This window comes from Cryobacterium luteum (assembly GCF_900110125.1).
Classification (GTDB): Bacteria; Actinomycetota; Actinomycetes; order Actinomycetales; family Microbacteriaceae; genus Cryobacterium; species Cryobacterium luteum.
Window position 1 is genome coordinate 68,226 of sequence record NZ_FOCN01000007.1, and the last position, 22,391, is coordinate 90,616.

The window sequence follows — 22,391 nt, forward strand, 5'->3', positions numbered from 1 at the left end:
GAGGCAGCACCGTGCCGTACGCACTCCGTCACCAGCGCCGCACCAGAGGCTGGCACATCGTCATGGGCAGCGTTCTGGCCCTTGTTCTTCTCGGTGCCGGCGCCGGCGGGGTCGGCGCCTACAAACTCAGCCGATCCTTCGACGACCAGGTCGCCACCCTCAGCACGGTCTTCCCGCCCGCCGCCGTGCGCCCACCGGCAAGCGTCGGCGCGGTTGCCGAAGCCCAGAATATTCTCGTACTCGGCTCCGACAGGCGCGGCGCGCACAACGCGTCGATCACCGACCTGACCGGCCAGCGCTCCGACGTGATCATGGTCGTGCACATCCCGGCCGACCGCGAGGGTGTCTGGGTCATGTCTATCCTGCGTGACAGCTGGCTGGAGATCCCGGGCCACGGCCAGGCCAAGATCAACGCGGCGCTCTCCTGGGGCGGAGTTCCGCTCGCCGTCGAGACAGTGGAAGGCCTGATCAAGACACGCATCGACCATGTCGCCGTGGTCGATTTCGAGGGTTTTCAAGCCATAACGGATGCCGTCGGCGGCGTCGAAATCGACAACCCCGTAGCGTTTGCATCGTCCAAGCTCAAGGGTCATACTTTCGCGGTCGGCAAGCAGGTCGTGACCGGAGCCGAGGCGCTCGCCTACGCGCGGGAGCGCTACGCCTTCGCCGACGGCGACTTCACCAGGGTGCGCAATCAGCAGCGACTCTTCAAGGCCATGTTGAGCACCGTCATGAGTTCACGAACGGTGACCAATCCGGCCACTCTGACCAGATTAATCGAGCAGGTCACCCCGTGGATCGCCGTGGATGACGGCCTCGATTTCGCCTACCTCACCGGCCTCGAGCTGCAATTGCGTGACCTGCACGGCAGCGACCTCACCTTCTTCACCCTGCCAACGAACGGAACCGGAACGTCCGCCAACGGGCAGTCCATCGTGAACATCGCCACCGACGAGCTCGCCCCCTTGCAGGAGGCCTTCCAGACCGACACGCTCGCGCAATATGCCCCCTAGAAGCCGGTCCGAGATACCATCTTGAGTTTTTCTCGTGTACATTTCGCTTGTGAAAGAGATACAGGCCCCCGAGAATCGCGAGTGGATCAACTTCGCCAAGGGCGCGGCGATCATCCTCGTCGTGCTCTACCACTCGTCGTTGTTCCTCAACGACCTGGGGCTGGCCGGCAGCACCCCGCGGCTGCGCCTCGTGCTCAGCTACTTTCCCATGCCGGTGTTCTTCTTCATCGCCGGTCTCACCGCCCGGCGCATGCTCACCTGGAGCCTGTCGGATCTGTGGCGCCGCCGCCTGCTCACCCTGGTCTACCTGTACCTGCTGTGGTCGCTCATTCGGGTTGTGTTCTACCTCGTCGTGCCGCACCTGCGCGGCACCGAACGGTCCCCGACCGACCTGCTCAATATGGTGCTGCTGCCGGTCTGGCCCACCAGCAGCTATTGGTTCATTTGGGCCCTGGCACTGTTCACCTTGCTGGCCTGGCTGCTGCGTAAATTGCCGGTCGGAGTGCAGATCGGTCTCGCCGGCGCCCTGGCCATCCTGTCGACAACGCCGGGAGTGCTCGATCTCGACAATGTCGGCTGGGACCGGGTCGCCGCCAACTTCATCTTCTTCATCCTTGCCGTTTATTTTCCACGCACCGTATACCGCCTCGCCGCCCGGGTGCGCGTCTGGCATGCCGCGGTGCTCGTCGTGGTTTATGTCGGCCTCGCCGCAGTGCTCGTGCTCCTGCACCTCTCACGGGTGCCCGGCCTGATTCTGCTCGAAAGCGCCGTCGCCGTCGCGATGGGCGTAGCCCTGGCCACCCTTCTGGTGCGAGTGAAGTGGCTGAACTTCATGAACACGCTGGGCCAATACAGTTTTCAGATCTACCTGCTGCACCTGTTTCTCGTGGCCAGCGCCCTCGCGCTGCTCGCCCCGTTCGCCGAAGCGTTCTGGCTGCAGCGCGCCGGTAATGCCCTCCCGTTTTTGCTCGCTGCCCTCGTGCTCGTCGCCTCGCTCTACCTCGCCAAGCTCCTACGCCGGTACTCCTTTCTGTGGGTTAGTCCCTTCCGCAAACGCCAGACCAAAATCGTCTCGCATCGGGCCTCATTGAACGGAGACCTGCTGTGAAGACAACCCGCCTGCTCGCGGCATCCGCTGCACTGCTGGCTGTTGGCCTGGTGCTGAGCGGATGCTCCGCCACCCCCACCGCGCCCGCCGCGAACGCGCACAGCGACTCGGTCGTACTGCAGAACGACCTGCAATACGGCACCGCTAAAGGGGAGAAATTGCTGCTGAACGCCTGTCTGCCCAAGGGCGGGAACACACCCACCGCGGCGGTGATCCTCATTCACGGTGGCGGTTTCGACAGCGGCACCAAGGACTTCGGCGGTATGACCGCGCTGTGCTCCGAGCTGGCCGACGGCGGACTCGCCGCCTTCTCGGTGGATTACCGCCTCGCCCCGAAATTCGCCTACCCGGCGCAGGTGAATGACGTCACCGACGCGCTCGAATGGTTGCGTGACCCGGCCCAGGTCGCCAAGTTCGGCATCGATCCCGAACGCATCGGACTGTTCGGCAGCTCCGCCGGCGCGATCATCGCTTCCTCGATCGGAACGAACGGCACCGGCAACCTCACCGGCGGCGACCGGGTCGCTGCGGTCGTGGCGTTGTCACCGGCGGTCGACCTGACCGAGACGGGACTGTTGCTCGGCGACCCGTCGAAAATGGCGATCGCCTCAATTCTGCAATACCTCGGCTGCGACGAGTTTCGAGCGTGCCCGAATGCCCGTGATGCATCGCCGTTGTACTCCGTCGACCCGACCGACCCGCCGTTTTACATCGCCATGTCGAAAAAAGAACTTGTTCCCGTCGAGCAGGGGCAGGCCATGGCGTCCGCTCTCACGGCGGTCGGCGTGCCCGTCACTCTCGACGTGAAACCCGGTGAACGACACGCATTGGAGCTCCTCGACGAGGCAACGCGAGCGAGCATTCGTCAGTATCTCATTGACAATCTGGTTAAATCCTCAACACGGACTGATTAAATCCTCAACATCGGCGGTTCAAAAGTGAGGATTTTTATGCCAACATAGGGTCCTGTCGTTGTGCACCCGAAGCACGACGCGTCAATCGCGCGGGGAGAAGCACGTATGGAATTCAAACGCCTGGTTCGAATTATGCGAAAGCGATGGATTCTCATCGTTGCATTCGTCCTGCTCGGGCTGGTCGGCGCAGCGGCAGCCGCGCTGGTGACCCCGGTGCAATACGAATCCGCCACCCGGGTGTTTGTGGCCGCACAGATTCAGAACGGGTCCACACCCGGCGATCTGGTGCAGGGCAACAACTTCGTCGTGCAGAAACTGCCCTACTACCTTGACGTCGCAACAAGCCCCCGCGTGCTCGACCCCGTCATTTCGAGTCTGAACCTCGACGAGAGCGCGGTCGACCTGGCCCAGCGCGTCACGGCCACGACCGAGCCCGGCTCAGCCGTCATCGAGATCGCTGCCCTCGCCTCCTCAGCGGATGCCGCCCAGCAGCTCGCGCAGGCCGTCTCGGAAAGCTTCACCGACGTCGTCATCAACCAGCTGGAAACGCCGGCCGACGGCGGCGCGAGCCCGGTCACGGTCGGAGTGCTCGACCCGGCCGTCGCCCCCGACAACCCCGCACTGCCCCAGCTCTACCTCAACCTCGCCGTCGGTGTGCTCATCGGTCTGCTGGTCGGGCTGGTGACCGCGCTCATCCTCGGCCTGCTCGACCGCCGCATCTACAACCGCGACGACATCGAGCGCCTCACCGTCGTACCGGTGCTCGGCGGTATTCCGCTCGAAGCCCGCGCCACGCCGATCATCTCACCGGACGGCGCGAGCAGCGCCCGCGCTGAGGCGTTCAGAGTGCTGCGTACCAACCTGGAATTCGCCGATGCCGATACCAGCCGCCGTAGCCTCGTGGTGACTTCCTCGGTAACGGGGGAGGGCAAGACCACGACCCTGGTGAACCTCGCCATCGTGCTGGCCCAGAGCGGCGCGACCGTCGCCGTGATCGACGCCGACCTGCGCACGCCCCGGCTTGCCGACTACCTCGGCCTCGACGCTGATCGCGGCCTCACCGAGGTGCTTCTCGGCGACGTGCAGCTCAAGGAATCCCTGCAATCGTGGGGCACGCAGCATCCGCTCACCGTGCTGTCGTCGGGAAAGATCCCCACCAACCCGAGCGAACTGCTCGGATCGACCGCCATGGGCACCGTGCTCGACGTGCTCAGCAGCAGCTACGACTACGTGCTCATCGACGCCCCGTCGGTGCTCGCGGTGACCGACGCCGCCGTGCTCAGCCGGTGGACCGGCGGCACCTTACTCGTCGTCGGCGCGAACCGGGTGCGCGAACCCGAACTGCTCGCCGCCTTCGACGCCCTCGAAGCGGTCGGAACCACGCCCCTCGGCGTCGTTCTCGCCATGGTTCCCACCCGCGGCCCCGACGCGCTCGTGCGTGACGGCGGGTTCGCGGCTGCGATGCGTCCGGCTCCCCGTGCCCCCCGAACCGTCGACGGTCGACCGAGCGACGCGAGCCGTACCATCTCGCCCGACAGCGAGTCGGCTCCGACCGAAGCCCAACAACGCGTCACCTGGTAGCTGACCCGTCCCATCCGTATAGCGCACGTTCGAAGACGCACGTTCGAATCAGTTCTACAAGGCTTTACCCGAAGGGAGTCTCAGTGTCCGTTCACCCGTCTTACCCGATAAATCCGTCGCCCTCCCGGCAGCGGAAGCTTCTGCTCGTCGCCTCCACCGGCGGGCACCTGGCCCAGCTGGTGCGGCTGGCGCCGGGGCTCGGCGCCTCGCCCAGTTCGCTTTGGGTCACCTTTGATTCCATGCAGAGCCGCTCGCTGCTGGCCGGCCAACGGCGCATCCACGTGCCGTACGTGCGCCCCAGGGACTACCTCGGCATGATGCGAGCGGCCGGCATCGTGCGCCGCGTGCTCAAGCACGAAACCTTTGAGGGCGCCGTGAGTACCGGCGCCGGCCTCGCCGTCGCCGCGCTTCCGCAGGCCGCGATCAGCGGCGTACCGAGCCTGTACATCGAGAGCGTCTCCCGCGTCGAGGGCCCATCGCTCAGCGGGCGGATGCTCGCCGCCAGCCACCTGGTCAGCGTGCGCACCCAGCATCCCGCGTGGGCCACCAATCGCTGGCAAACCCACCCGAGCGTGCTGTCCACCTACCATTCGTTGATCCGGCCCGCGCCGGAGCGCCCCAGACTGTTCGTTACCCTCGGCACCATCGAGGGCTATCGATTCGACTCCCTCGTGGATGCGGTGCTTGCGACCGGCCTGGCCGATGAGCACACCGTCTGGCAGCTCGGCTTCACCACCGACCGCACCGACCTCCTCGGCCAGGTGCACCAGATGATGCCGAGCGCGCAGTTCATCGACGCCGCGCTCAACGCCGACGTCGTGATCACCCACGCCGGCGTCGGCACGTTCATGGGGCTGCTCGAAATGGGCATCTTCCCGGTGATCGTGACCCGCCGCAAGCACCGTAGCGAACACGTCGACGACCACCAAATGCAGATCGCCGAGCTCGCCGAGTACCTTGGGGTTGCCAGGGCCGTTGACGCGCCGGACCTGACGGCCGACGTCATCCGCTTCGCTGCCGGACGTGCCATCGACACCGGGGTGCGTATTCCGCTGCCCAGCGAGCGATGAGGCAACCAGCGCTGCAGCAGCGGATGCGGCGTGACATCTTCGTACCCGCCCGCGGACAGTTCGACAACATCGGCGACATTCTGCTGCGTCGCCAATTGCTCGACTGGCTCCGCGCGAGCGGCCCGCTGCACGTCTATGTCGGCGACGCCCCCGACGGATATGCCGAGGGCCTCGGCCTCGGGCCCGATGACGTGCAGTACCGTTCGTTTCGCCGCTGGTACCTGGCGGCGCTTGCGAGTGCGGCACGCGGACGGGCCTCCTACGTGTTCAAGCCGGGCGAGATTCAACTCACCCTGGTCGGCATGAAGGAACACCTCGCCATGCTGCCGGTGCTCGCTCTGGTTCGCGCCCGGCACGGCCGCGTCGCCCGGGTCGGGGTCGGCAGCCGAAACTTCGCGCCGCTGCCGCGTGCCCTGATGGGGCCGTCGATCGCGCTGTCCAACGTGTCGCTGTGGCGGGATGCGGCCACGGCCGGGTATCTCGGGCAGGGCCGCGTCATGCCGGATCTGGCCTTCGCCGGCGCCGGGGCGAACCAAGCGCGTGACGTTCCGGTGGAGAGACGCGACGTGCTCGTCGTGTCGATGCGCTCCGACCTCGACTACCCGAACAGTGCCTGGCTGGCCGGCGTGCGCACCGTCGCGGACGACAACGGCCTTGAGATCTGGTGCGTCACCCAGGTATTGCGCGATGACGAGAAGTGCGGCCAGCTCGCCGCCGACCTCGGCGGGCAGGCGCTGCGCTGGAACGGCACCGGGCACGACGAGCAGGAGCAGCGTCTGCGCGCCCTGTATCGGCGGGCGGCGATCGCCGTGAGCGATCGCCTGCACGTACTCGTCGGCGCTCTCACCGAGGGGGCGGTTCCGGCCGCGCTTTTGGTGGATGGCAAATCAGACAAGATCGCCCGTCACTTCGCCGCCGCCGGACTGCACGACGTGAGCATTATCAGCGCCGGATTATCGGCCGCTGAGATTGCGGGACGGCTGCAGAACCTGCTCGGCCGTCGCACAGCCATTCTGGCCGGACTGGCCGAGGCACAGAACGAACTGCAGACCGTGCGCCGCCTGCTCGACCAGGTGCTGACGATCGAAAGCGTGCGGTGAGCCTCGCCGAACCCGGTGACACGCAGCCGATCGACACCGAACCGATCACCCTGGGGCCGCCGGCCATCACGAAGCCCTCGGCTACTCCCGCTGCCGGTACCCATCCGCAGTCGACCCCGGTTCCCGTCCCGCCCGTCCACTCGCCGCCGATCGAACGGCTGCTCTCGGTGCACATCGGGCGCAGCGGGGAGGTCGCCGGCGGCATGAGCCAGGTCGTCAACGGGTATCTGGCGCATTCCTTCGCCGACTTCGACCTGCGCATGATTTCTTCGCGCGACGGCAGTGGCGGGGCACGGGCCGTCGCCGTGGCGGCATCCGCCGGCTGGAAGGTGCTGCGGCTGGCCGACCCGGGACGCACCGTGGTGGTCGCTCACCTGTCGCAGGGCGGGTCCTTCGCCCGCGAGGGCGCGTTGCTGGCCCTCGCCCAGGCCCGCGGCTTTGCCACGGTGGCGCAATTGCACGGCAGTTCCTTCGCCGATTTCGCCCAGAAGCGCCCCGGCTTGGTCGGGCGTGTGCTGCGCGCGGCCGATGTGGTGCTCACCCTCTCGGCCGAGTCGAGCGCTGCGGCCGCCGAATTCGTGCCGGGGGAGCGGGTTGTGCTCGTGCCGAACGCGGTCGCCGACGGTGTGCAGCGCGAGATCGAACCGCTCGTCGTGTTCGGCGGTGCGGTCAGCACACGTAAGGGCGTAGACGTGCTCGCGGCGGCGTGGCAGCGGCTCGCGCCGGATCATCCGCTGTGGCGACTCGTCATAGCCGGCCCGATCGTCGACCAGCCGGCGGTGCCGCTCACCCGTGGCGAATTCGTGGGAGCGCTCAGTCATGAGGCGCTGATGAAATTGTTGGAGCGATCGTCGATCGCGGTGTTGCCCTCGCGCGACGAGGCGATGCCCATGTTCATTCTCGAAGCGATGGCCCGCAACAACTGTGTGGTCGCGACCCGGGTCGGCGGCGTGCCGGCCGTGCTGGCGAACGGCGTGGGGGTGATCGTGGAACCGGGTGACGTCGACTCGCTCGAGGCGGCGCTGCAGCGGGCGATAACGGATGCCGTCTGGCGCGCCAAAAAGGCGGATCTGGCCAGATCCGCCTTTGAGACCACCTATTCGGCGGCCGCTGTCTTTCCGCTGGTCGAGCGCAGCTGGAGGACTGCGCTCGACCGCCGATCAGACCGGGTGGTTAAGAAAGGCACGCCAGGTTTGAGAAGCCCGAGCCCGCAGCCGTGACAGTGTTCGAGCAGTAGACCTTGGTGCCGCTGGCGCCCTTGCTACCCTGCTCGTGAATGAAGAAGCCGTAGCCGGTGGCGCCGACCGGAGCTGTGTTGCCGTAGAAGCTGTTGCGCAGGCCCCAGCCGGCGACACTCCCGTTCACCGCGAAGCCGTGCACGGTGCTGTTTTTGCCGGTGTTGTTGTAAATGCTCCAGTCGTTGCCCTTGACCTTGACCCATTCCTCGGCTCGCGGCATGGCTGCGGCGCCGTCGATGACGTTATCGCGAATGATGCCGGCCGAGGTGCCTTCCTTGACCTCGATCGGCTGGGCGCCGGTGAGGCTGATGTTATTGCCCATGAGCAGGGTGCGGTCGGTACGGTCGGGCTGGCAGCTGGTCTGGGCGCACCAGTTGTTCTCGGATGTGCCGATGTAGATGCCCTCACCGTAGAACGGGTCGCGCTTGCCGGTGTTCTTGATGGTGTTGCCGACGACCTTGCTGTCGGTGGTGAACGCACGCAGGTGAATGCCCTCGTAGCCGATGTTGTCGACGAGCGTGTCCGCGATTGTGACGTTGCTGCTGCGGATGACGCTGATGCCCTTGAGGCTGTTGGTCACGGTCATGCCCGCAATGACGAGGTTGGACGAGTTGGAGATCTGAATCCCGTGGTTGTTCTGCACGCTTCCGGGGTTGACGACGGCGTTCCGGGGGCCGCAGATCCAGATCGGGTTGGCAGCGGTTCCGTTCGCGGTCATGTTGACCTGCTCGTTGTAGGTTCCGGGAGCCATCTTGATGACGGTTCCGGGCTTGGCCTGCTGAACGGCGGCCATGAGCTCCCGAGCCGTGGTCACGGTGACGGTCGCTGCCGGGCAGTCGGCGTAGCGGTGGGTGCTGATTGGTGCCGGGCTCGGCGCGGTGCTCGGCACGGCCGACACGATGAACGCGTCGACGATGCTGCTGGTACCGGTGGAGCGGGCATCCTTCTGGCCGGTGCGGGTCACCGTGATGGTGTGCTGGCCGGCCGACAGGCTCGTCGTGCTGAATGCCTTCTGCTTGTAGGCGGTGGTGGCCGAATAGCCGTTGACCGTGGCGACGGTCTGGCCGTCAATGGCGATATTGCTCGTACCGGAGCTGCTGGTCAGGCGGGTGATGAAGGCCACGCTCGTGCCCTGGAAGGTGAATGAAGCGCTTCCGGCCGTTGTGGTGAACTGAACTCCGCCGCCGGAGTCGCTGGCCGACCCGGAGGTGCGCCAGGTGCCGGCGTACTTGACCTGAGCTGACTCACTGTCGAACGTGGTCGAGCCGGCCGTAGCCTCGACCGGGGCTGTTGTGGCGACGGGGGCCGCAGTGACGGGTGCGGTGACGGGTGCGGTGACGGGTGCCGGGGTCGGCGTGGTGGTGCTGGCCGGCGTGAGGGTGACGAAGGCGTCGATGATGCTGCTGGTACCGGTGGAGCGGGCATCCTTCTGGCCGGTGCGGCTGACCGTGATGGTGTGCGTTCCGCTCGACAGGTTCGAGGTGCTGAAGAGGCTCTGCTGGTATTTGGTCGTGTCCGAGTAGCCGTTGACCGTGGCCACAACCTTGCCGTCGATCGAGACGGTGCTCGTACCCGAGCTGTTCGTGAGACGCGCGATGTAGGCCACGGTCGACCCGGTGAAGGTCAGTGAGGCGCTCGACGTTGCGGAGGCGAACTGCACGGACCCGCCGTTATCGGAGGGGGAGCCGGTGCTGCGCCAGGTGCCCGAGTACTTGATCTGGGTGGAGGTGCTGTCGATCACCGTGGTGCCGGCGGGCGCCGTCGCGGCGGAGGCCGATGCGACGCCGACGGGAAGGATGGCCGTGAGAGGAACCAGCGCGGCGATTGCGACGGCCGCAATGGTGGCACGTCGGGAAAAGCGGGGGAACAACATGGTGGGACCTTCCGGATGTTCATGGACGGGATGGTTACGTCCGTGAACCCGACGGGTCCCGACGCACATGATCTTCGTGATAGCCGGCGGTTGTGCTGCCGGTCTCACTTCGTCAATTAGCGTCTGAAGTGCTGCGCGTTGCCCGTGTGCAAATGGGTTTGTGGGCTTTCAACAAGCGGATGTTGAAGCCTCCGTCTCGCGGGGGAGCGCGCGAGACGTCGCGCCTCCCGGCGGCAGGCCCGGAGGGGAAACTGAGAAGACCTCTGGATTTGGCGCTGACCAGTGTTATTGCCCATTGTGGGTTATGCCACACGAGCGAGGGCGTGAAGTTTGTGTCAGCGGGAACGGTTGGCAGCAGCGGCGTCCGTTATTCCTGTGAAAGTGCCTAGAGTGGTTTTGAAACTCTTGAGATTTTGTCAGCCCCGAAAATCAAACGTTGGCGGTGCATCCGGCGCCGTTTACAAAACAGGGCCCCCAGCGCGCTGGGACAGCGTGCTGGGGGCCCTTCAGACTCTTCGGCTAGGGGGTGCAGGCCAGGTTGGAGAATCCCTCGCTGGCTCGCGTGACCGAGTTCGAGCACGACAGGTCGGTGTTGCTCGACCCCTTGCTGCCCTTTTCGTGGATGAAGAAGGCGTAGCCTCCGGCGTTCACGGCGCCCGAGTTGTCGGTGAACGTGTTGCGCAGCCCCCAGCCCGCGACACTTCCGTTGACCGCGAAGCCGTGCAGCGGGCTGTTGGCGCCCTGATTGCCGTCGATCGTCCAGTCGTTTCCCTTGACCTTGACCCATTCCTCCGCGCGCGGCATGGCGTTGGCGCCGTCGATGACGTTGTCACGAATGACGCCGTCCGAGGTGCCCTCCTTGACCTCGATGGGCTGGGCCCCGGTGCGGCTGATTCGGTTGCCGAGTACGAGGGTGCCGTCGGTGCGGTCAGGACCGCATGTGGTCTGCTCGCACCAGTTGTTCTCCGAGGTGCCGATGTAAATTCCCTCACCATATGAGGCGTCGCGGGCTCCGGTGTTGGAGATAGTGTTGCCGACGACCGTGCTGTCGGTGGTGAAGGCGCGCAGGTGGATGCCCTCGTAGCCGATGTGGTCGACGCGGGTGTCGGCGATCGTCACGTTCGTGCCGCCGATCACGCTGATGCCCTTGAGGCTGTTGGTCACGGTCATGCCGGCGATGACCAGATTCGAGGAATTCTTGATCTGGATGCCGTGGTCGTCCTGGATGCTGCCGACATTGATCACCGCGTCGCGCGAACCGCAGACCCAGATCGGATTGGCGGCGGTTCCGTTGGCGTGCATGTTGATCTGGCCGCGGTAGGTGCCAGGGGCCATCCGAATGACGGTGCCGGGACCGGCGCGGTCGACGGCGGCCATGAGCTGGTCGGCCGTGCGTACCGTCGTCGTTGCTGCGGGGCAGTCCGCGTAGCGGTGCACGGAGGGCGACGACGCGGGGGCCGGTGCCGGTACTGGTGCCGGTGCCGGTGCCGGTGCGGTGCCGGTCGCGGCGTTCACGACGAAGGCGTCGATGATGCTGTTGGTGCCGCTTGAATGCGCATCCTTCTTGCCGGTACGACTGACCTTGATCGTGTGGGTTCCGTCCGAGAGACTCGTGGTGCTGAAGGCGGTCTTCTGGTGCACGGTGGTCGCGGAATAGCCGTTAAGCGTGGCCACGACCTTGCCGTCGATCGAGACGGTGCTCTTGCCCGAGCTCTTCGTGGTGCGCGTGATCAGGGCGACGCTGGATCCGGTGAAGGTCATCGACGCGCTGCCGGCGCTGAACTGAAAGCGCACAGACCCGCCGCGGTCGGCGGCACTGCGCGTGCTGCGCCAGGTGCCGGTGTAGTTGATCTTCGGCGACGTGCTGTCGATGACGGTCCGGGCGGGAGCGGCGGACGCCGCCTCCGTGGTCGGCGTGATCACCGGGGCAAGGATCGCAAGGGTCACGGCCGTGATCGCGGCGACGGCGATCAGGGTATGACGGGCGGGTATGCCGTGGTGAGCCGGCGTAGTGCTGGCTGCGGGGCTGCTGGCTTTGGGCTTGTGAACGAGTGGCAGGTGAAAAAATGGCACGGTGGAGTCCTCCGGAGAGTCGGGTCGCGAATGCACAGCGGGTGCGCGGTGCTGCGCGAATGCTGTGCCTGCTCGAACCATCAGGGGCCGGTTCGAATAAGCGGATGAAGCTGTCGCACCGGTGCAGGCGGCATATCGCCCGAGGTCGGTTCGTCGACCTCATCGAGCCGGGCAGGTGTCGTGATCCCGCGTGTTCTGCAGCAGCGTGTCGGTCTGACAGGTGCTTGGGGCGGATGCGGGCCCGGTCGGTGCGTGGTGCGTATTCAGCGTTCGAAGCCCGACAGCGTAGGGACTATTCGGATTGAACTATGGCTTCGAGCCTATCGAGCGGCAAAGTCGAATCCGTTTCACTTACCTGTGAAAGTCCCGATAATGGTCAGGTCGGCGAGATGGTTCTCACGGCAGCTGCGCCCGTGCCACCCGGATGCTGCCCGGTGGTCCCGCGTGCCTTCTCGCCTATCGCCGAGGCCGAGGCCGGGGTGCGGTCGTGGCGTTCCATCCCTGATTTCCATTCCCCCCGTTCGGTTGCAATGTTCTGCCGCGCGCCTCATTCCCACGTCGCGCCGCACGTCCCGCGAGAGCGGGTGATGTGTTGCTGCTACCGGTCTCGCTACCAGAAGAAACTTCTGAAGCTATGTCAGTATATTGTTGATATTCTCTCGCCTTTGAATGCGATTCGCGGTAGAATTCAAGGTGAAGGAGGCACCGTCGCCATGACCCTCACCGCCCCGCCCGCCGCAACCGGCCCCGTGCCGGAGAGTTCCCGGGTTGAGGCGGTCGTTCAGGCCGGTGCGTTGCTGGCAGCGGCGTTTGAGGGTGTGACGTTTGGCTACTTCGATGACGGTGAAGCCATGGCGGTGTTGGTGGCCCTGGAAGGGCTGGGTCGCAAGGTTGATGGGGCCAGACTACGGGCCACCACCGACATCGGGGTGCGCGCGGAGACCGACCTGGGGAACGGGTCGCTGGCCTATCGAAACGGATGCCGCAACCGGGTCGAGTTCATCACCCAGCTCGCCGGCATCAGCGGCCGTGAAGCCAAACGCCGCCTCAAACTCGGCGAGACCACGGTGGAACGCACCCCGATGGGACTGCCGGTGCCGGCCCGCTACCCGGTGATCGCCGACGGGCTCTCGTCCGGCGAGCTGGGGGTGGAGGCGGCCGAGATCATCGCCACGACGCTCACCGCGCTGCACGGCACGGTCATGCAGAACGAACTCGACCAGGTGGAACGCGCCCTGGTCGCCTCCGCGACCGGTGCGATCACGCCCGAGACCGCGGGGCTGCCGGGAGCGGGCATCCGCTTCGCGCCCGACCTGCTGCGGGCGCAAGCCCTGGAATGGCAGGGCCGGCTCGACCCCGACGGCACCGCCCCGAACGAGGAGGGGGTGGAGGCGAAAAGCAGGCTCACCTTCGGGCTGCTGCGCAACGGCCTCTACCCGCTGCGGGCCGACGTCACCCCGGAGCTACGCGGCATCATGGACACCCTCTTCGACACCCACCTATCGGCCCGGTCACGCACCCCGATCTTCGTGCCGACCGACTCGCTCGACTCGGTCGACGGGAACGGCGTGGGTGGTGGCTGCGGCGTGGGTGGCGGTGAGACCTTGCTGGACGGCCTCGATCCGGCAGACGGCGGCACCGACCGGTTCAGCGCCGACCCGTTCATCGGCGACCCCCGCTACGACGGCGACCGGCGCACCGCCGGCGAGAAACGCGCCGACATCCTCCGCGCCGTATTCGAAGCCGCCGCCCGGGACCCGAAAACCCCGACGATGGGCGGAGCCGCCCCCACGGTGATGATCCACATCAACGCCACCGACCTCGACAACGACCGCGGCGTCGGCTGGATCGACGGCATCGAAGCCCCGGTCTCGATGCGCCGGGTGAAAGAGACCATCTGCGCCGGCGGCTCCCAACACGCCATCTTCGGCCCCAACGGCGACGTGCTCTACCTCACCGACAAAATCCGCTGCTTCACCGCCAAACAACGCGCCGCCATCGCCGCCCGCGACGGAGGCTGCATCATCCCCGGCTGCACCATCCCCGCCCGCTGGACCGAAGTACACCACGTGGTACCTTACGGAAAGGGCGGGCCAACCCGCATCGACAATGGAACACTTCTCTGTTGGTTTCATCACCACACCATAGAAACCAGTGGTTGGGACATTCGAATGATCGCCGGGCGACCCCAAGTGCGCGGCCCACTGCTCTGGGACCCCACCCAAACCTGGCGACCCGCCCACACCCACCGCGCCAACACCCCCAGCCCCGAAACACCCTGGCGCACCTAACCCTGCGCTCGCACCAATACAAACGGCGTCAAGCAGGTCGTTCGGGCGGGAAGCCGTACAGTTGCTAAATGGTTGCCGGGTTGGCAAGTGTATAGTTGCCGGTATGGAAACTCCAGATGTCACCGCCGCTGAAGCCCGTCGAGCGCTCGATCAGCTTGGCGCCGATCGTGGCCGAGTGGCCGCACGTGTGACGGCACCGTGGTGGTACCAGCTGATTGAAGGACTGCTTCTTGCTGCGTTCGTGATGTGCTTCGCCCTCGACGATCCGACCTTCTACCTTGGTGCCAATGCTGTCGGTTTCACCTACATTGCGCTCGGCCTCTTACGTCGCGTCTTCACGCGCACGACGGCAGAGCCGTGGTCCGACGCCCGCACGTGGCGTGGTGGGCTGGTGCAGTTCGCAATTATTGTGCCCGTCCTGGCGGCTGGTATTCTCGCCCATCGGCAGTTCGACCTTCTGTGGGTCCTGGTTGTGACCGCTGCCGTCGTTCTCGTCCTCAAGCTCGTGTTGGGTGCCAGGATGGAGCGGGCCTTCGCACGGTCGGTCGCCCAGGGTGCCTGACCCGCAATCAGCCGTCCGGTTCAACGAGATCGTCCACGGCGCCGTGCGGCTGCGGGTGTGTGCCATGCTGCAGCAGCTTGGAACGACCGAGTTCCGGCTGCTGCGCAATAGCCTCGAGGTGAGCGACCCGACCCTCAGTAAGCACCTGAGAATTCTCGAAGCGGCCGGCTATGTCGATATTCTCAAGGGAATCGTTGCCAGTCGCCCGCGCACCCGGGTGCAGCTCACCGATGCTGGTCGTGAGGCCTTCACGGGCCACGTCGCGTTCCTCCGTACCATCGTGGGCGCAGACGACGCCGAGCCGTGAGTGTTCCGACTCGGCCAGCGGACGCCAACCCGGCCTAGGCAGCTCCCTGCTCAGCAGCCAGGCGCAGCAGGCGACGGTGCAGGGGCACGCTCAGCTTGGCCGTCCCGGCGAGCGCCAGGCGCTTCCAGTCCCGGCGGGCGGCGGCGAGCAGCACGAGGCGCCAGGTTAGGCGAGAGCGCAGCTCAGCGACGATCTCGGCGCGTTCCTCGGCGTCATAGGGACCGGTCAGGGCATCTTTCAGTCCCGACAGCAGCACATAGCGCAGCCGAAAGTAGCCGTAGGAATTCGAACCGATGATGCGGGTATCGAGCGTGATCGCCGCCGTCGTGACGGCCTGCTCGACCAGCAGCAGCGACTCCGCCCGGCGCGACCCCGAGCGGATGATCGACCCGCCCCGCACGACATAGGAGTACAGCACATCGTCGATGAAAGCCACCCGATCGGCCGCGGCGAGCAGCTGGGCGACCATGGCCAGGTCGGAGTGCACCCGGGCCGGTGTGAACTCGATCTCGCCGGCAAGGGAACGCCGGAACAGCTTGTTCCACAGATGTCCGGTGAGTTCGCCGTCGAGCAGCAGGTTGAAGGCTGCGGCCCCGCTGATCGGAACGCTCAGACGAGGTGCCGCGAGCGGGCGCCGCTGGCCGGGGTAGACATACTCTGCTCCGCAGACCACCACGTCGGCGTGAGTGGACCGCGCCGCCGCCACGAGCTTCTCGAGTGCCGACAGAGCCCAATCGTCGTCACAGTCGACGAACCAGAGAAACTCCCCTCGACTCTCCGCTACCGCGCGGGCCCTGGCACGAGCGACCCCGCCGTTCTGCTCCAGTCGAAAGTAGCGAACGGATGCGTGTGCTGCGGCCGCCCGCGCACCGATCGTGGCCGTCGCATCCGTTGACCCGTCGTCGACCACGACGATCTCGACGGCCCCCACCGATGTGGCCAGGGTCTGCTGCAGCAGCCGATCGATCGCGCCGGCCAGAAATTCGGCGGCGTTGTAGGCCGGCACGATGACGGTCACCATCGGCCGCCCCGCCGCGTGCGCCCCGGTCACGCGGTGAGCTTTCGAATGCAGCCGGTCAACTCGCGCAGGGCGGCGCGCGCCTCGACGACGTGGCGCAGAATCGGCTCTCTGCGGCTGATGACGTCGCGAGCCCGACGCTCGAGTCCCGCCGGGTCTGGCAGTGTCCAACCGATCGTGGCGCCCTTGATGCCGACCGCGTCGAGGGTGCGCGCTGCCTTCGACGGGCCGCCGTCAGCGATCACGAGCGGCAGCGCGCCCTCGGTCAGCCCGATCACGGCGGCGTGCAGCCGGTCGGTCACCACGAGCAGCGACCGTTGGTAGACCTCCCGCAGTCGAAGCTCCTGCTCGGCATGGTCCGGACCACCCCAGACCAACGCGGTACCGCCGAGCGACGCGGCGAGTTCTTCGGCGAGTGGGCCGTCCCGTTCGATCTGCGCCACGGCCACGATCTCGAGTTCGAGGGTGTCGGCCAGGTTCCGCAGGGCGCTCAGCCAGGCTGCGTCTGGACGTCGCCCGTTGTAACGCACCGAGACGGCGAGAAGCGGGCGGTCAGGCGTCGACGCGAGCAGGTCGACATCCGCTGCCCCGGTGGCGAAAGCCCAGTCCGGTGCGACGCGACCGAGCCCCATTGCTGCGCGGCTGTACGCGTCGCGCCAGGCCACGAGGTCGCACAGGCGCAGCGTCGCCGCCACCGGAATGCGCCAACCGGTCTTCTGCCGCACCCCGAACCCGGCGTGCACGGCGTGCCCGCCGCGCAGCCGGTTGAGTGCGAGGTGCGGAGCCAGACGCAGATAACGCAGAGCGTAGGCGCGCTGCAGCTCCATTTCCCCGGCGTTGAAGGCATAAACGGATGCCTCCCGCAGCGTCGACCGCGAAATCTCGCGTCGCCACTCGGCGCTCGTGCGGTAGACCCGATCTGTGTCGTGCAGGCCGAGCCCGCTCAGATAGGCATCCGACCGGGCGCCGACGAACACCTGCAGTTCGCCGGCGTCCCGCAAGGCGTTCAGAAAGGCCCGCCGTAGTACCGTGTCGCCGACATTGTCGATCTGGCCCATGGCCGAGGCGAAGATTCTCATGCGCGCTCCACAACCCGCAGCAGCACCCGTTCCAGGTCTCCGCCGCTCGCTTCCTCGGAGAAGCGCGCCAGCCACGGTTCGATGTTGTCCAGCGGCAGCTCGGCGGCCCGCAGAATGGCATCGGCGAGGTCAACCGGGTGCGCGGACAGCGCGAGCTCGCCCGTGATGCCGGGCACAATCGCATCCGCTACGCCGAGCGCCCCCGAGACGGCGACCGAGGGATACCCGGCCGCGGCCGCCTCGACCAGCACGTTGCCGAAGCCCTCCCGACTCGACGTCAGCAGGGCCACGGCATTATCGCCGAAATGGTCGAACCAGTTCTCGACCCAGCCGCGGTGGTGGAAGACCACGTTTTCCTGCCTGGCCGCTGCCTGCACGTCCTCCAGCAGCGGACCGCCGCCGAACGAGACGACCTCAACGGGCACGCCGCGGCGGGCCAGCTCGGCGGCCGCCGCGATCGCGAGCAGCGGACGCTTCTGTGCCACCAGACGACAGGCCAACACAATCTGAATGCCCCGGGCCGATCCGGGCCGGCGTTCCGATCGCGCCACAATCGTGTCGACGCCGCCTGCCTCATCACCACCGACCTGCGCGTGAGCTGTGGTCGTGCCCGGCCCGCGGGGCGTTCCTCGCAGTTTCGCCGTTGCCGGGTTGGCGACGACCGTGATGCGATCGCCGCGCACCCCGAAAGCGGCGACCATTTCGGCGGCGACCGGATGCGAGATGGCGATCACGTGATCCGCCCACCGATACAGGCGCTTGGCGAACCAGATTTTCACCCGGTGGGCCAGATCCGATCCGGGCAGTCCGAGCGACACCAGGTTGCGCTCGCTGACGAGCACGCGGGGGCGCAGACGCGCCGGCATCAGTCGAGCCGCGGTCAGCAGTACCAGGTTCGGATGCGCCTGCAGGGAGATCGCCACGTCGGGCTGCCAGTCGAGGAGGCGGCGACGCAGGGCGGCGGCCTTCTTCAGGTGCCCGCGCTGGCCGGCGAGGGAGAAGGCCTCCACCCCGTCGGGCAGGTACCCCGGCTTCACCTCCGCGGCGGTGAGCACGACGCCCACCGCGTAGTCCTGATCGGCGAGCCAGCCCATCCAGGTGCGGGCGACGAATTCTGCCCCGCCACCGTGCAGCGAGGGAATCACGAACAGGATGCGCCGGAGTGCAGGATGCCCGCGCGCGTAGTCGGGCGGGGTGTGTGAAGAGGATGTCATGCTGGACCTTGTCTGTGGGGAGTCGGGGCCTGGGCGCTCGGGTGCGCGGCGGTGGGACGGGACGGCGTGCTGCTCGGCAGGGCGGCGAAGTTGCGGGCGGCCAGACGCTGCACCTCGGGCAGCCGTTCGGCCAGACGGTCGCGATAACGCTGCCGATCGGCCAGCACCCCGAGGGCGACCGGAATCATGCGCTCGGCCAGTCCGATGCCCGGCTCGACACAGAGTTCCTGTGTGTCGAAAAGCCGCATCAGGCCGGCGACCTTGCCCTGGGTCGACAGTGTAACCGCCGGCACCTCGTTGAAAATGGACTGCACGGCGAGGTGCATGCGCCCGGTCAGTACAATCTCGGCCCCGGCGCACAGCCCGCGCACCTCGCCCGGGGTGAGCAGCCGATTCACCAGAACGACACCGTCAGCTCCGGGCAGGCGGTCGAACACGGCCCGGCAGGCTGCGGCGTCGTCGCCGCTCGACCGCACGACGTGTGGCAGCAGCACTACCCGGAGCCCCGCCTGCAGCAGTGCGGTGACGATGCGGGCGTACTCCGTGGTCTGGTCGAAGCTGCGCCCGACCAGTGCGCTGGCATTCACGACGGCGTAGGGTGCCGGCGTAGCCCCGAGATATTCCGTGGCGGCGCGGGCGGAGCTGGTCTGGGCTGCGAACACGCAGTCGGCGACATCGACCACGTTGCTGAAGCGATTGGCGCGGGCGCGGGCACTCGAGATCGGGTCGCGCAACTGCAGTCGGGTGCCCAGCCGGCCGGCCCGGGCGAGCGAGCGTCGCACCCCCATATTGGCGCGGCCATTCCAGCTGAAACCGAGGATGCGCGCGCCGACACCGACGCTGCGGGCGAGGCTGGCAACGTCCGCTCGCCGCGCGGAGGCGCGCACGCTGTAGGCGCCGTCCATGATGTCGGCGCCGACAACGGTCAGCGACAGGGCGCCATTGAGCACGGGGGCCAACGCCGTCATGGCCCGCCGGTGCACCCGAGCGGTGCCGTAAATCAGGTGCGGAATGGGCACGAGCCGGGCCCGCCAGGCGTGTTGCGACGGAATGTGCACGTCGGCCGGCCGACGCACCAGAACCTGCACCGGGCCCGACACGTTCTCGAGGAAGGCCTCGACCATGGCCTGGTCGCCGATATTGCCCTCGCCCGGCGGGGCGACGAGTACGTGCCATCGCTCGGTGTGCACGTCGAACGGGAGCAGCCGGCCGGTCGCGCGTTTCAGCGCGGCGCGATCGCGCAGGTAGGGCAGAGCGGATGCCGCGGCGAGCCCGTGCAGCACCCGATCCAGCCGACGGACGATGCGCAGCCAGGTGCGGCTGGCCGTGCGGCTCGCGGTGGAGGTGCGGGCTGGCGCTAGCTGGTCGGCCTTCGGGCCGCCGGACTTGGGCGACTTAGCCGAGCGCAGAAAGCTGCGCGCCTGGGTGATCGAGCGCACATCCCGGCGAAAGATCGGCCAGATCAGCATGACCACGCCGATCGCCGCGAGCAGGGCGACCCCGCCGAGCGCGATGCGCGCGAACGGCAACTCGATCGGGATCCACTGCACCGCAGCCCAGCTCACTCCGGTTGCGAAACCGTAACCGAGAATGGCGCGTACTCCGGCCAGGAACATGGCGCGCGTCGGGGCGTTGGTGACCCGGCTGATCCACCACAGGCCGATCGGCCAGATCAGGGCGACGCCGAGCGAGTAGCCGGCGGCGACGCCGTAGACGCCCCAGAACGAGCCGAGCAGCACGAACGCGACGAGCAGCGGCCGGGTGCACAGGGCGAAATACAGGTTCTGTTTGGTGACGCCCTTCGATAAGAAGACCCAGTAGGTCGCATAGGCGGCCGCTTCGAAGAACCCGGCAATGGCGAGAATCTGAAAGATCGGGGCGGAGCCCAGCCAGTTGCTGCCGAGCGCGATGCTGATGATGGGCAGGGCCTGGGCGCAGGAGAAGGCGAGAACGATGGTGACGGCGTGCAGCATGATGGTCTGCCCGAGCAGAATGAACCGGTCGTACTTGGGCGGGTCGTCCTGCAGTCGGGCAAGCACTGGCAGGGCCACCCGGGTGGACGGGCCGTTGATCTGGTTCAGTGGCAGCAGCAGCAGCTGAAAGGCCCGGTTGTAGAGGCCGAGCGGGCCTGCGCCGAGCGTGGCACCGATCACGATCGAGTCGGTGTTGCGGCTGGCGTAGCCGAGCAGTTGCGTGCCGGCGAGGTTCGATCCGAACATCATCAGGTGGCGCATCGGCGCTCGGCGGTGATACCAGCCGGGAAACCAGCGGGTAATCGAAACCAGAATAAGAAGGGTCAGGATGCCCTGGCTGATCTGCTGCCCGGCCAGGGCCCAGTAGCCGAAACCGTTCAGCGCCATAACAACGCCAACGGTCAGGCCGCCAACCTGGGCTCCGATCTCCGACCCGGCGAGGGCTTTGAAGTGGAAGTTGCGGTTGAGGTCGGCCCGAAACTGGGTGGCCAGGCCGTTGAGCAGAAACGTTCCGGCGAGCACCTGGGTGAGCAATACGAGTCGCTCGTCGCCGTACAGGGTGGCGATCAGCGGGCTGCACAGCACAGCGAGCAGCATGAGTGCCAGCCCGATCAGGCTGTTGATCCAGAACAGGTTGTCTTTCTGGTGCCGGCTCAGGTCGCGCACCTGAATCGCGGCCGACGACAACCCGAAGTTACGCAGCACCTCGCCGACGCCGATGATCGCGGCGACCGACGCGACCAGGCCATAGTCGCTCGGGTCGAGCAGGCGGCCGAGCACGACGATGCCGCCGAGCTGCACGCCGATGCGAATGAGCTGACCGACCAGGGTGGTCGACGCGCCGCGCCCTGCAGTGCGACCCAGGCCGGCTGTCGAGGCGGGCTTGACGGGCGTTTCAGGACTTCCGGGCGTTTTGGGCGCGTCGGGCGGCAGGGTCGCGGTCAACGGATGCTCCGCCCGGCCAGCTCCAGGGCCCGCAGATAGGTGCGATAGCTCTGTTCGCCGAGGGTTTTCCAATCCCGACCGTCGAGCCGCGGGCGCGGGTGTTGACCGGCCGCGCGCATCCGTTCGAGGGTGCCCTGCAGAATCTCGGGCGTGAGCTCGCCGTCGTAGAGGTAGATCCAATCCGGCCCGACCTCGGCGGCCAGAGCCTGGTTCGACGGTGTCGACGGCACCAGCACGGGTCGATCAAGGGAGAGCGTCACGAGCAGCACGCCCGAATTGTGCATTTCGCGGTACGGCAGCACGACCAGCTCGGCCCCCCCGACCTCGACCACCAGTTCCTCGTCGGAGACGAAGCGCAGCACCGAGCTGATGCGGGCATCCTGAGCGGCCTCGGCCGTGATGATCTCGCCGAGACCGCTCGACGGCCGACCCACAATGCGCAGCGTCAGGTCAGGGCTTGGTAGTGCCCGAAACACCTGTAACAGGGTTTCGACGCCCTTATACGGGCGAATGAGCCCAAAATATAAGATGCGCCCGCTCACCGACTCGAGCCGCGGCATGCCGCTGAAACGGTCACGATAGTGGCCGTGCAGGATGGTGACCGCCCGGGATTCGGGTTGTACCGGCGTCGTCGGATTCAGGCGGATGACGAGAGCCGTGCGGGCGTCGAGCGCGGCGAGGGCCCGGGTCTCGGCGCCGTGGCCGGCTTCGTGCGGGCTCAGGTTGTGCATGGTGCGTACGATGGGAATGTGCTGCAGTCGGGCGCGCAGCAGCAGCGCGTACAGCGCAAGGCGGCGCAGTCGGGCCTTCAGCGGGCGCGGCGCACGAACGAGCAGCTCCGGCCAGTGCACGTGAAAAACGTCATAGCGGCCGAGCAGCGCGGTACGCCAGGAGAAGAAACGCATGGTCACCGCGTCCGGTGCGCCCTCGACCACCTGGTTGACGTACCGGGTGGTGCCGTCGGGCGGGCTCAGCGACTGCAACACGGTGATGTGTGTCGTGCCTGTATTCATCACGCCCATACCCCTCACA

The 22,391-nt window shown here is 66.9% G+C and carries 17 protein-coding genes; 10 read left to right on the forward strand and 7 right to left on the reverse strand.

Annotated elements, in window-relative coordinates; all coding sequences use genetic code 11:
- The first annotated feature begins 11 nt into the window (after positions 1-11).
- The 7 genes from BMW72_RS09145 (at position 12) to BMW72_RS09175 (ending at position 8,006) form a co-directional block, all read left to right on the forward strand.
- Positions 12-1,013, forward strand: coding sequence for an LCP family protein (locus BMW72_RS09145; RefSeq protein ID WP_134450310.1), 1,002 nt, complete (start codon positions 12-14; stop codon positions 1,011-1,013).
- A 49-nt stretch (positions 1,014-1,062) separates the two neighbouring features.
- On the forward strand, positions 1,063-2,121 hold the full coding sequence (locus BMW72_RS09150; RefSeq protein ID WP_166787653.1) for an acyltransferase family protein: 1,059 nt from the start codon (positions 1,063-1,065) through the stop codon (positions 2,119-2,121).
- Complete coding sequence (locus tag BMW72_RS09155) at positions 2,118-3,035, forward strand: alpha/beta hydrolase (protein WP_166787654.1); 918 nt, start codon at positions 2,118-2,120, stop codon at positions 3,033-3,035. The genes BMW72_RS09150 and BMW72_RS09155 overlap by 4 nt, the downstream gene beginning before the upstream one ends.
- 105 nt (positions 3,036-3,140) lie before the next feature.
- The gene (locus tag BMW72_RS09160) at positions 3,141-4,616 is read left to right on the forward strand and encodes a tyrosine-protein kinase domain-containing protein (protein ID WP_092109804.1); all 1,476 of its coding nucleotides are present in this window, start codon (positions 3,141-3,143) and stop codon (positions 4,614-4,616) included.
- Between the two features lie 83 nt (positions 4,617-4,699).
- Positions 4,700-5,686 (forward strand): glycosyltransferase, encoded by a 987-nt coding sequence (locus tag BMW72_RS09165; RefSeq protein ID WP_198416310.1) that lies wholly within the window; start codon positions 4,700-4,702, stop codon positions 5,684-5,686.
- Positions 5,683-6,786: a polysaccharide pyruvyl transferase family protein gene (locus BMW72_RS09170; protein WP_134360548.1), complete on the forward strand. Its 1,104-nt coding sequence runs from the start codon at positions 5,683-5,685 to the stop codon at positions 6,784-6,786. The genes BMW72_RS09165 and BMW72_RS09170 overlap by 4 nt, the downstream gene beginning before the upstream one ends.
- Positions 6,783-8,006 carry a glycosyltransferase family 4 protein gene (locus BMW72_RS09175; protein WP_092109807.1) on the forward strand — a complete coding sequence of 408 codons (1,224 nt, stop codon included), beginning with the start codon at positions 6,783-6,785 and terminating at the stop codon, positions 8,004-8,006. Before BMW72_RS09170 ends, BMW72_RS09175 begins: the two co-directional genes overlap by 4 nt.
- On the opposite strand, the gene BMW72_RS09180 is transcribed toward BMW72_RS09175, so the two are convergent.
- Both BMW72_RS09180 and BMW72_RS09185 read right to left on the reverse strand, forming a co-directional pair.
- Complete coding sequence (locus BMW72_RS09180) at positions 7,960-9,897, reverse strand: right-handed parallel beta-helix repeat-containing protein (protein ID WP_134450311.1); 1,938 nt, start codon at positions 9,895-9,897, stop codon at positions 7,960-7,962. The genes BMW72_RS09175 and BMW72_RS09180 overlap by 47 nt on opposite strands.
- A gap of 519 nt (positions 9,898-10,416) precedes the next feature.
- A complete protein-coding gene (locus BMW72_RS09185) occupies positions 10,417-11,970 on the reverse strand; it encodes a right-handed parallel beta-helix repeat-containing protein (protein WP_166787656.1) in 1,554 nt (517 codons plus the stop codon).
- Between the two features lie 713 nt (positions 11,971-12,683).
- Here BMW72_RS09185 and BMW72_RS09190 point away from each other — a divergent pair.
- From BMW72_RS09190 to BMW72_RS09200, 3 genes are all read left to right on the forward strand, one after another.
- The gene (locus BMW72_RS09190) at positions 12,684-14,261 is read left to right on the forward strand and encodes an HNH endonuclease signature motif containing protein (protein ID WP_166787657.1); all 1,578 of its coding nucleotides are present in this window, start codon (positions 12,684-12,686) and stop codon (positions 14,259-14,261) included.
- A 103-nt stretch (positions 14,262-14,364) separates the two neighbouring features.
- A complete protein-coding gene (locus tag BMW72_RS09195) occupies positions 14,365-14,823 on the forward strand; it encodes a hypothetical protein (protein WP_092109815.1) in 459 nt (152 codons plus the stop codon).
- Positions 14,816-15,130, forward strand: coding sequence for a transcriptional regulator (locus BMW72_RS09200; protein WP_241983793.1), 315 nt, complete (start codon positions 14,816-14,818; stop codon positions 15,128-15,130). The genes BMW72_RS09195 and BMW72_RS09200 overlap by 8 nt, the downstream gene beginning before the upstream one ends.
- A gap of 34 nt (positions 15,131-15,164) precedes the next feature.
- Here BMW72_RS09200 and BMW72_RS09205 read toward each other — a convergent pair whose 3' ends face one another.
- Genes BMW72_RS09205 through BMW72_RS09225 form a run of 5 tightly spaced genes read right to left on the reverse strand, consistent with a single transcriptional unit; the run spans position 15,165 to position 22,372 of the window.
- Entirely contained in the window at positions 15,165-16,181 is a 1,017-nt protein-coding gene (locus tag BMW72_RS09205) for a glycosyltransferase family 2 protein (protein ID WP_092109817.1), read from the reverse strand.
- Complete coding sequence (locus tag BMW72_RS09210) at positions 16,178-17,227, reverse strand: polysaccharide pyruvyl transferase family protein (RefSeq protein WP_092109819.1); 1,050 nt, start codon at positions 17,225-17,227, stop codon at positions 16,178-16,180. Before BMW72_RS09210 ends, BMW72_RS09205 begins: the two co-directional genes overlap by 4 nt.
- Complete coding sequence (locus BMW72_RS09215; RefSeq protein ID WP_092109821.1) at positions 17,224-18,441, reverse strand: glycosyltransferase; 1,218 nt, start codon at positions 18,439-18,441, stop codon at positions 17,224-17,226. The genes BMW72_RS09210 and BMW72_RS09215 overlap by 4 nt, the downstream gene beginning before the upstream one ends.
- Positions 18,438-21,359, reverse strand: a complete 2,922-nt coding sequence (locus BMW72_RS09220; RefSeq protein ID WP_092109823.1) for an oligosaccharide flippase family protein — start codon at positions 21,357-21,359, stop codon at positions 18,438-18,440. The genes BMW72_RS09215 and BMW72_RS09220 overlap by 4 nt, the downstream gene beginning before the upstream one ends.
- Positions 21,356-22,372, reverse strand: coding sequence for a glycosyltransferase family protein (locus BMW72_RS09225; RefSeq protein ID WP_092109977.1), 1,017 nt, complete (start codon positions 22,370-22,372; stop codon positions 21,356-21,358). The genes BMW72_RS09220 and BMW72_RS09225 overlap by 4 nt, the downstream gene beginning before the upstream one ends.
- Between the last annotated feature and the right edge of the window lie 19 nt (positions 22,373-22,391).

What these genes read in the sequence shown, in the direction of transcription:
- BMW72_RS09190 (WP_166787657.1), top strand. Translation starts at nt 12,684, where the DNA reads ATGACCCTCACCGCCCCGCCCGCCGCAACCGGCCCCGTGCCGGAGAGT.
- BMW72_RS09160 (WP_092109804.1), top strand. Translation starts at nt 3,141, where the DNA reads ATGGAATTCAAACGCCTGGTTCGAATTATGCGAAAGCGATGGATTCTC.
- BMW72_RS09225 (WP_092109977.1), bottom strand. Translation starts at nt 22,372, where the DNA reads ATGAATACAGGCACGACACACATCACCGTGTTGCAGTCGCTGAGCCCG.
- BMW72_RS09210 (WP_092109819.1), bottom strand. Translation starts at nt 17,227, where the DNA reads ATGAGAATCTTCGCCTCGGCCATGGGCCAGATCGACAATGTCGGCGAC.
- BMW72_RS09195 (WP_092109815.1), top strand. Translation starts at nt 14,365, where the DNA reads ATGGAAACTCCAGATGTCACCGCCGCTGAAGCCCGTCGAGCGCTCGAT.
- BMW72_RS09180 (WP_134450311.1), bottom strand. Translation starts at nt 9,897, where the DNA reads ATGTTGTTCCCCCGCTTTTCCCGACGTGCCACCATTGCGGCCGTCGCA.
- BMW72_RS09170 (WP_134360548.1), top strand. Translation starts at nt 5,683, where the DNA reads ATGAGGCAACCAGCGCTGCAGCAGCGGATGCGGCGTGACATCTTCGTA.
- BMW72_RS09215 (WP_092109821.1), bottom strand. Translation starts at nt 18,441, where the DNA reads ATGACATCCTCTTCACACACCCCGCCCGACTACGCGCGCGGGCATCCT.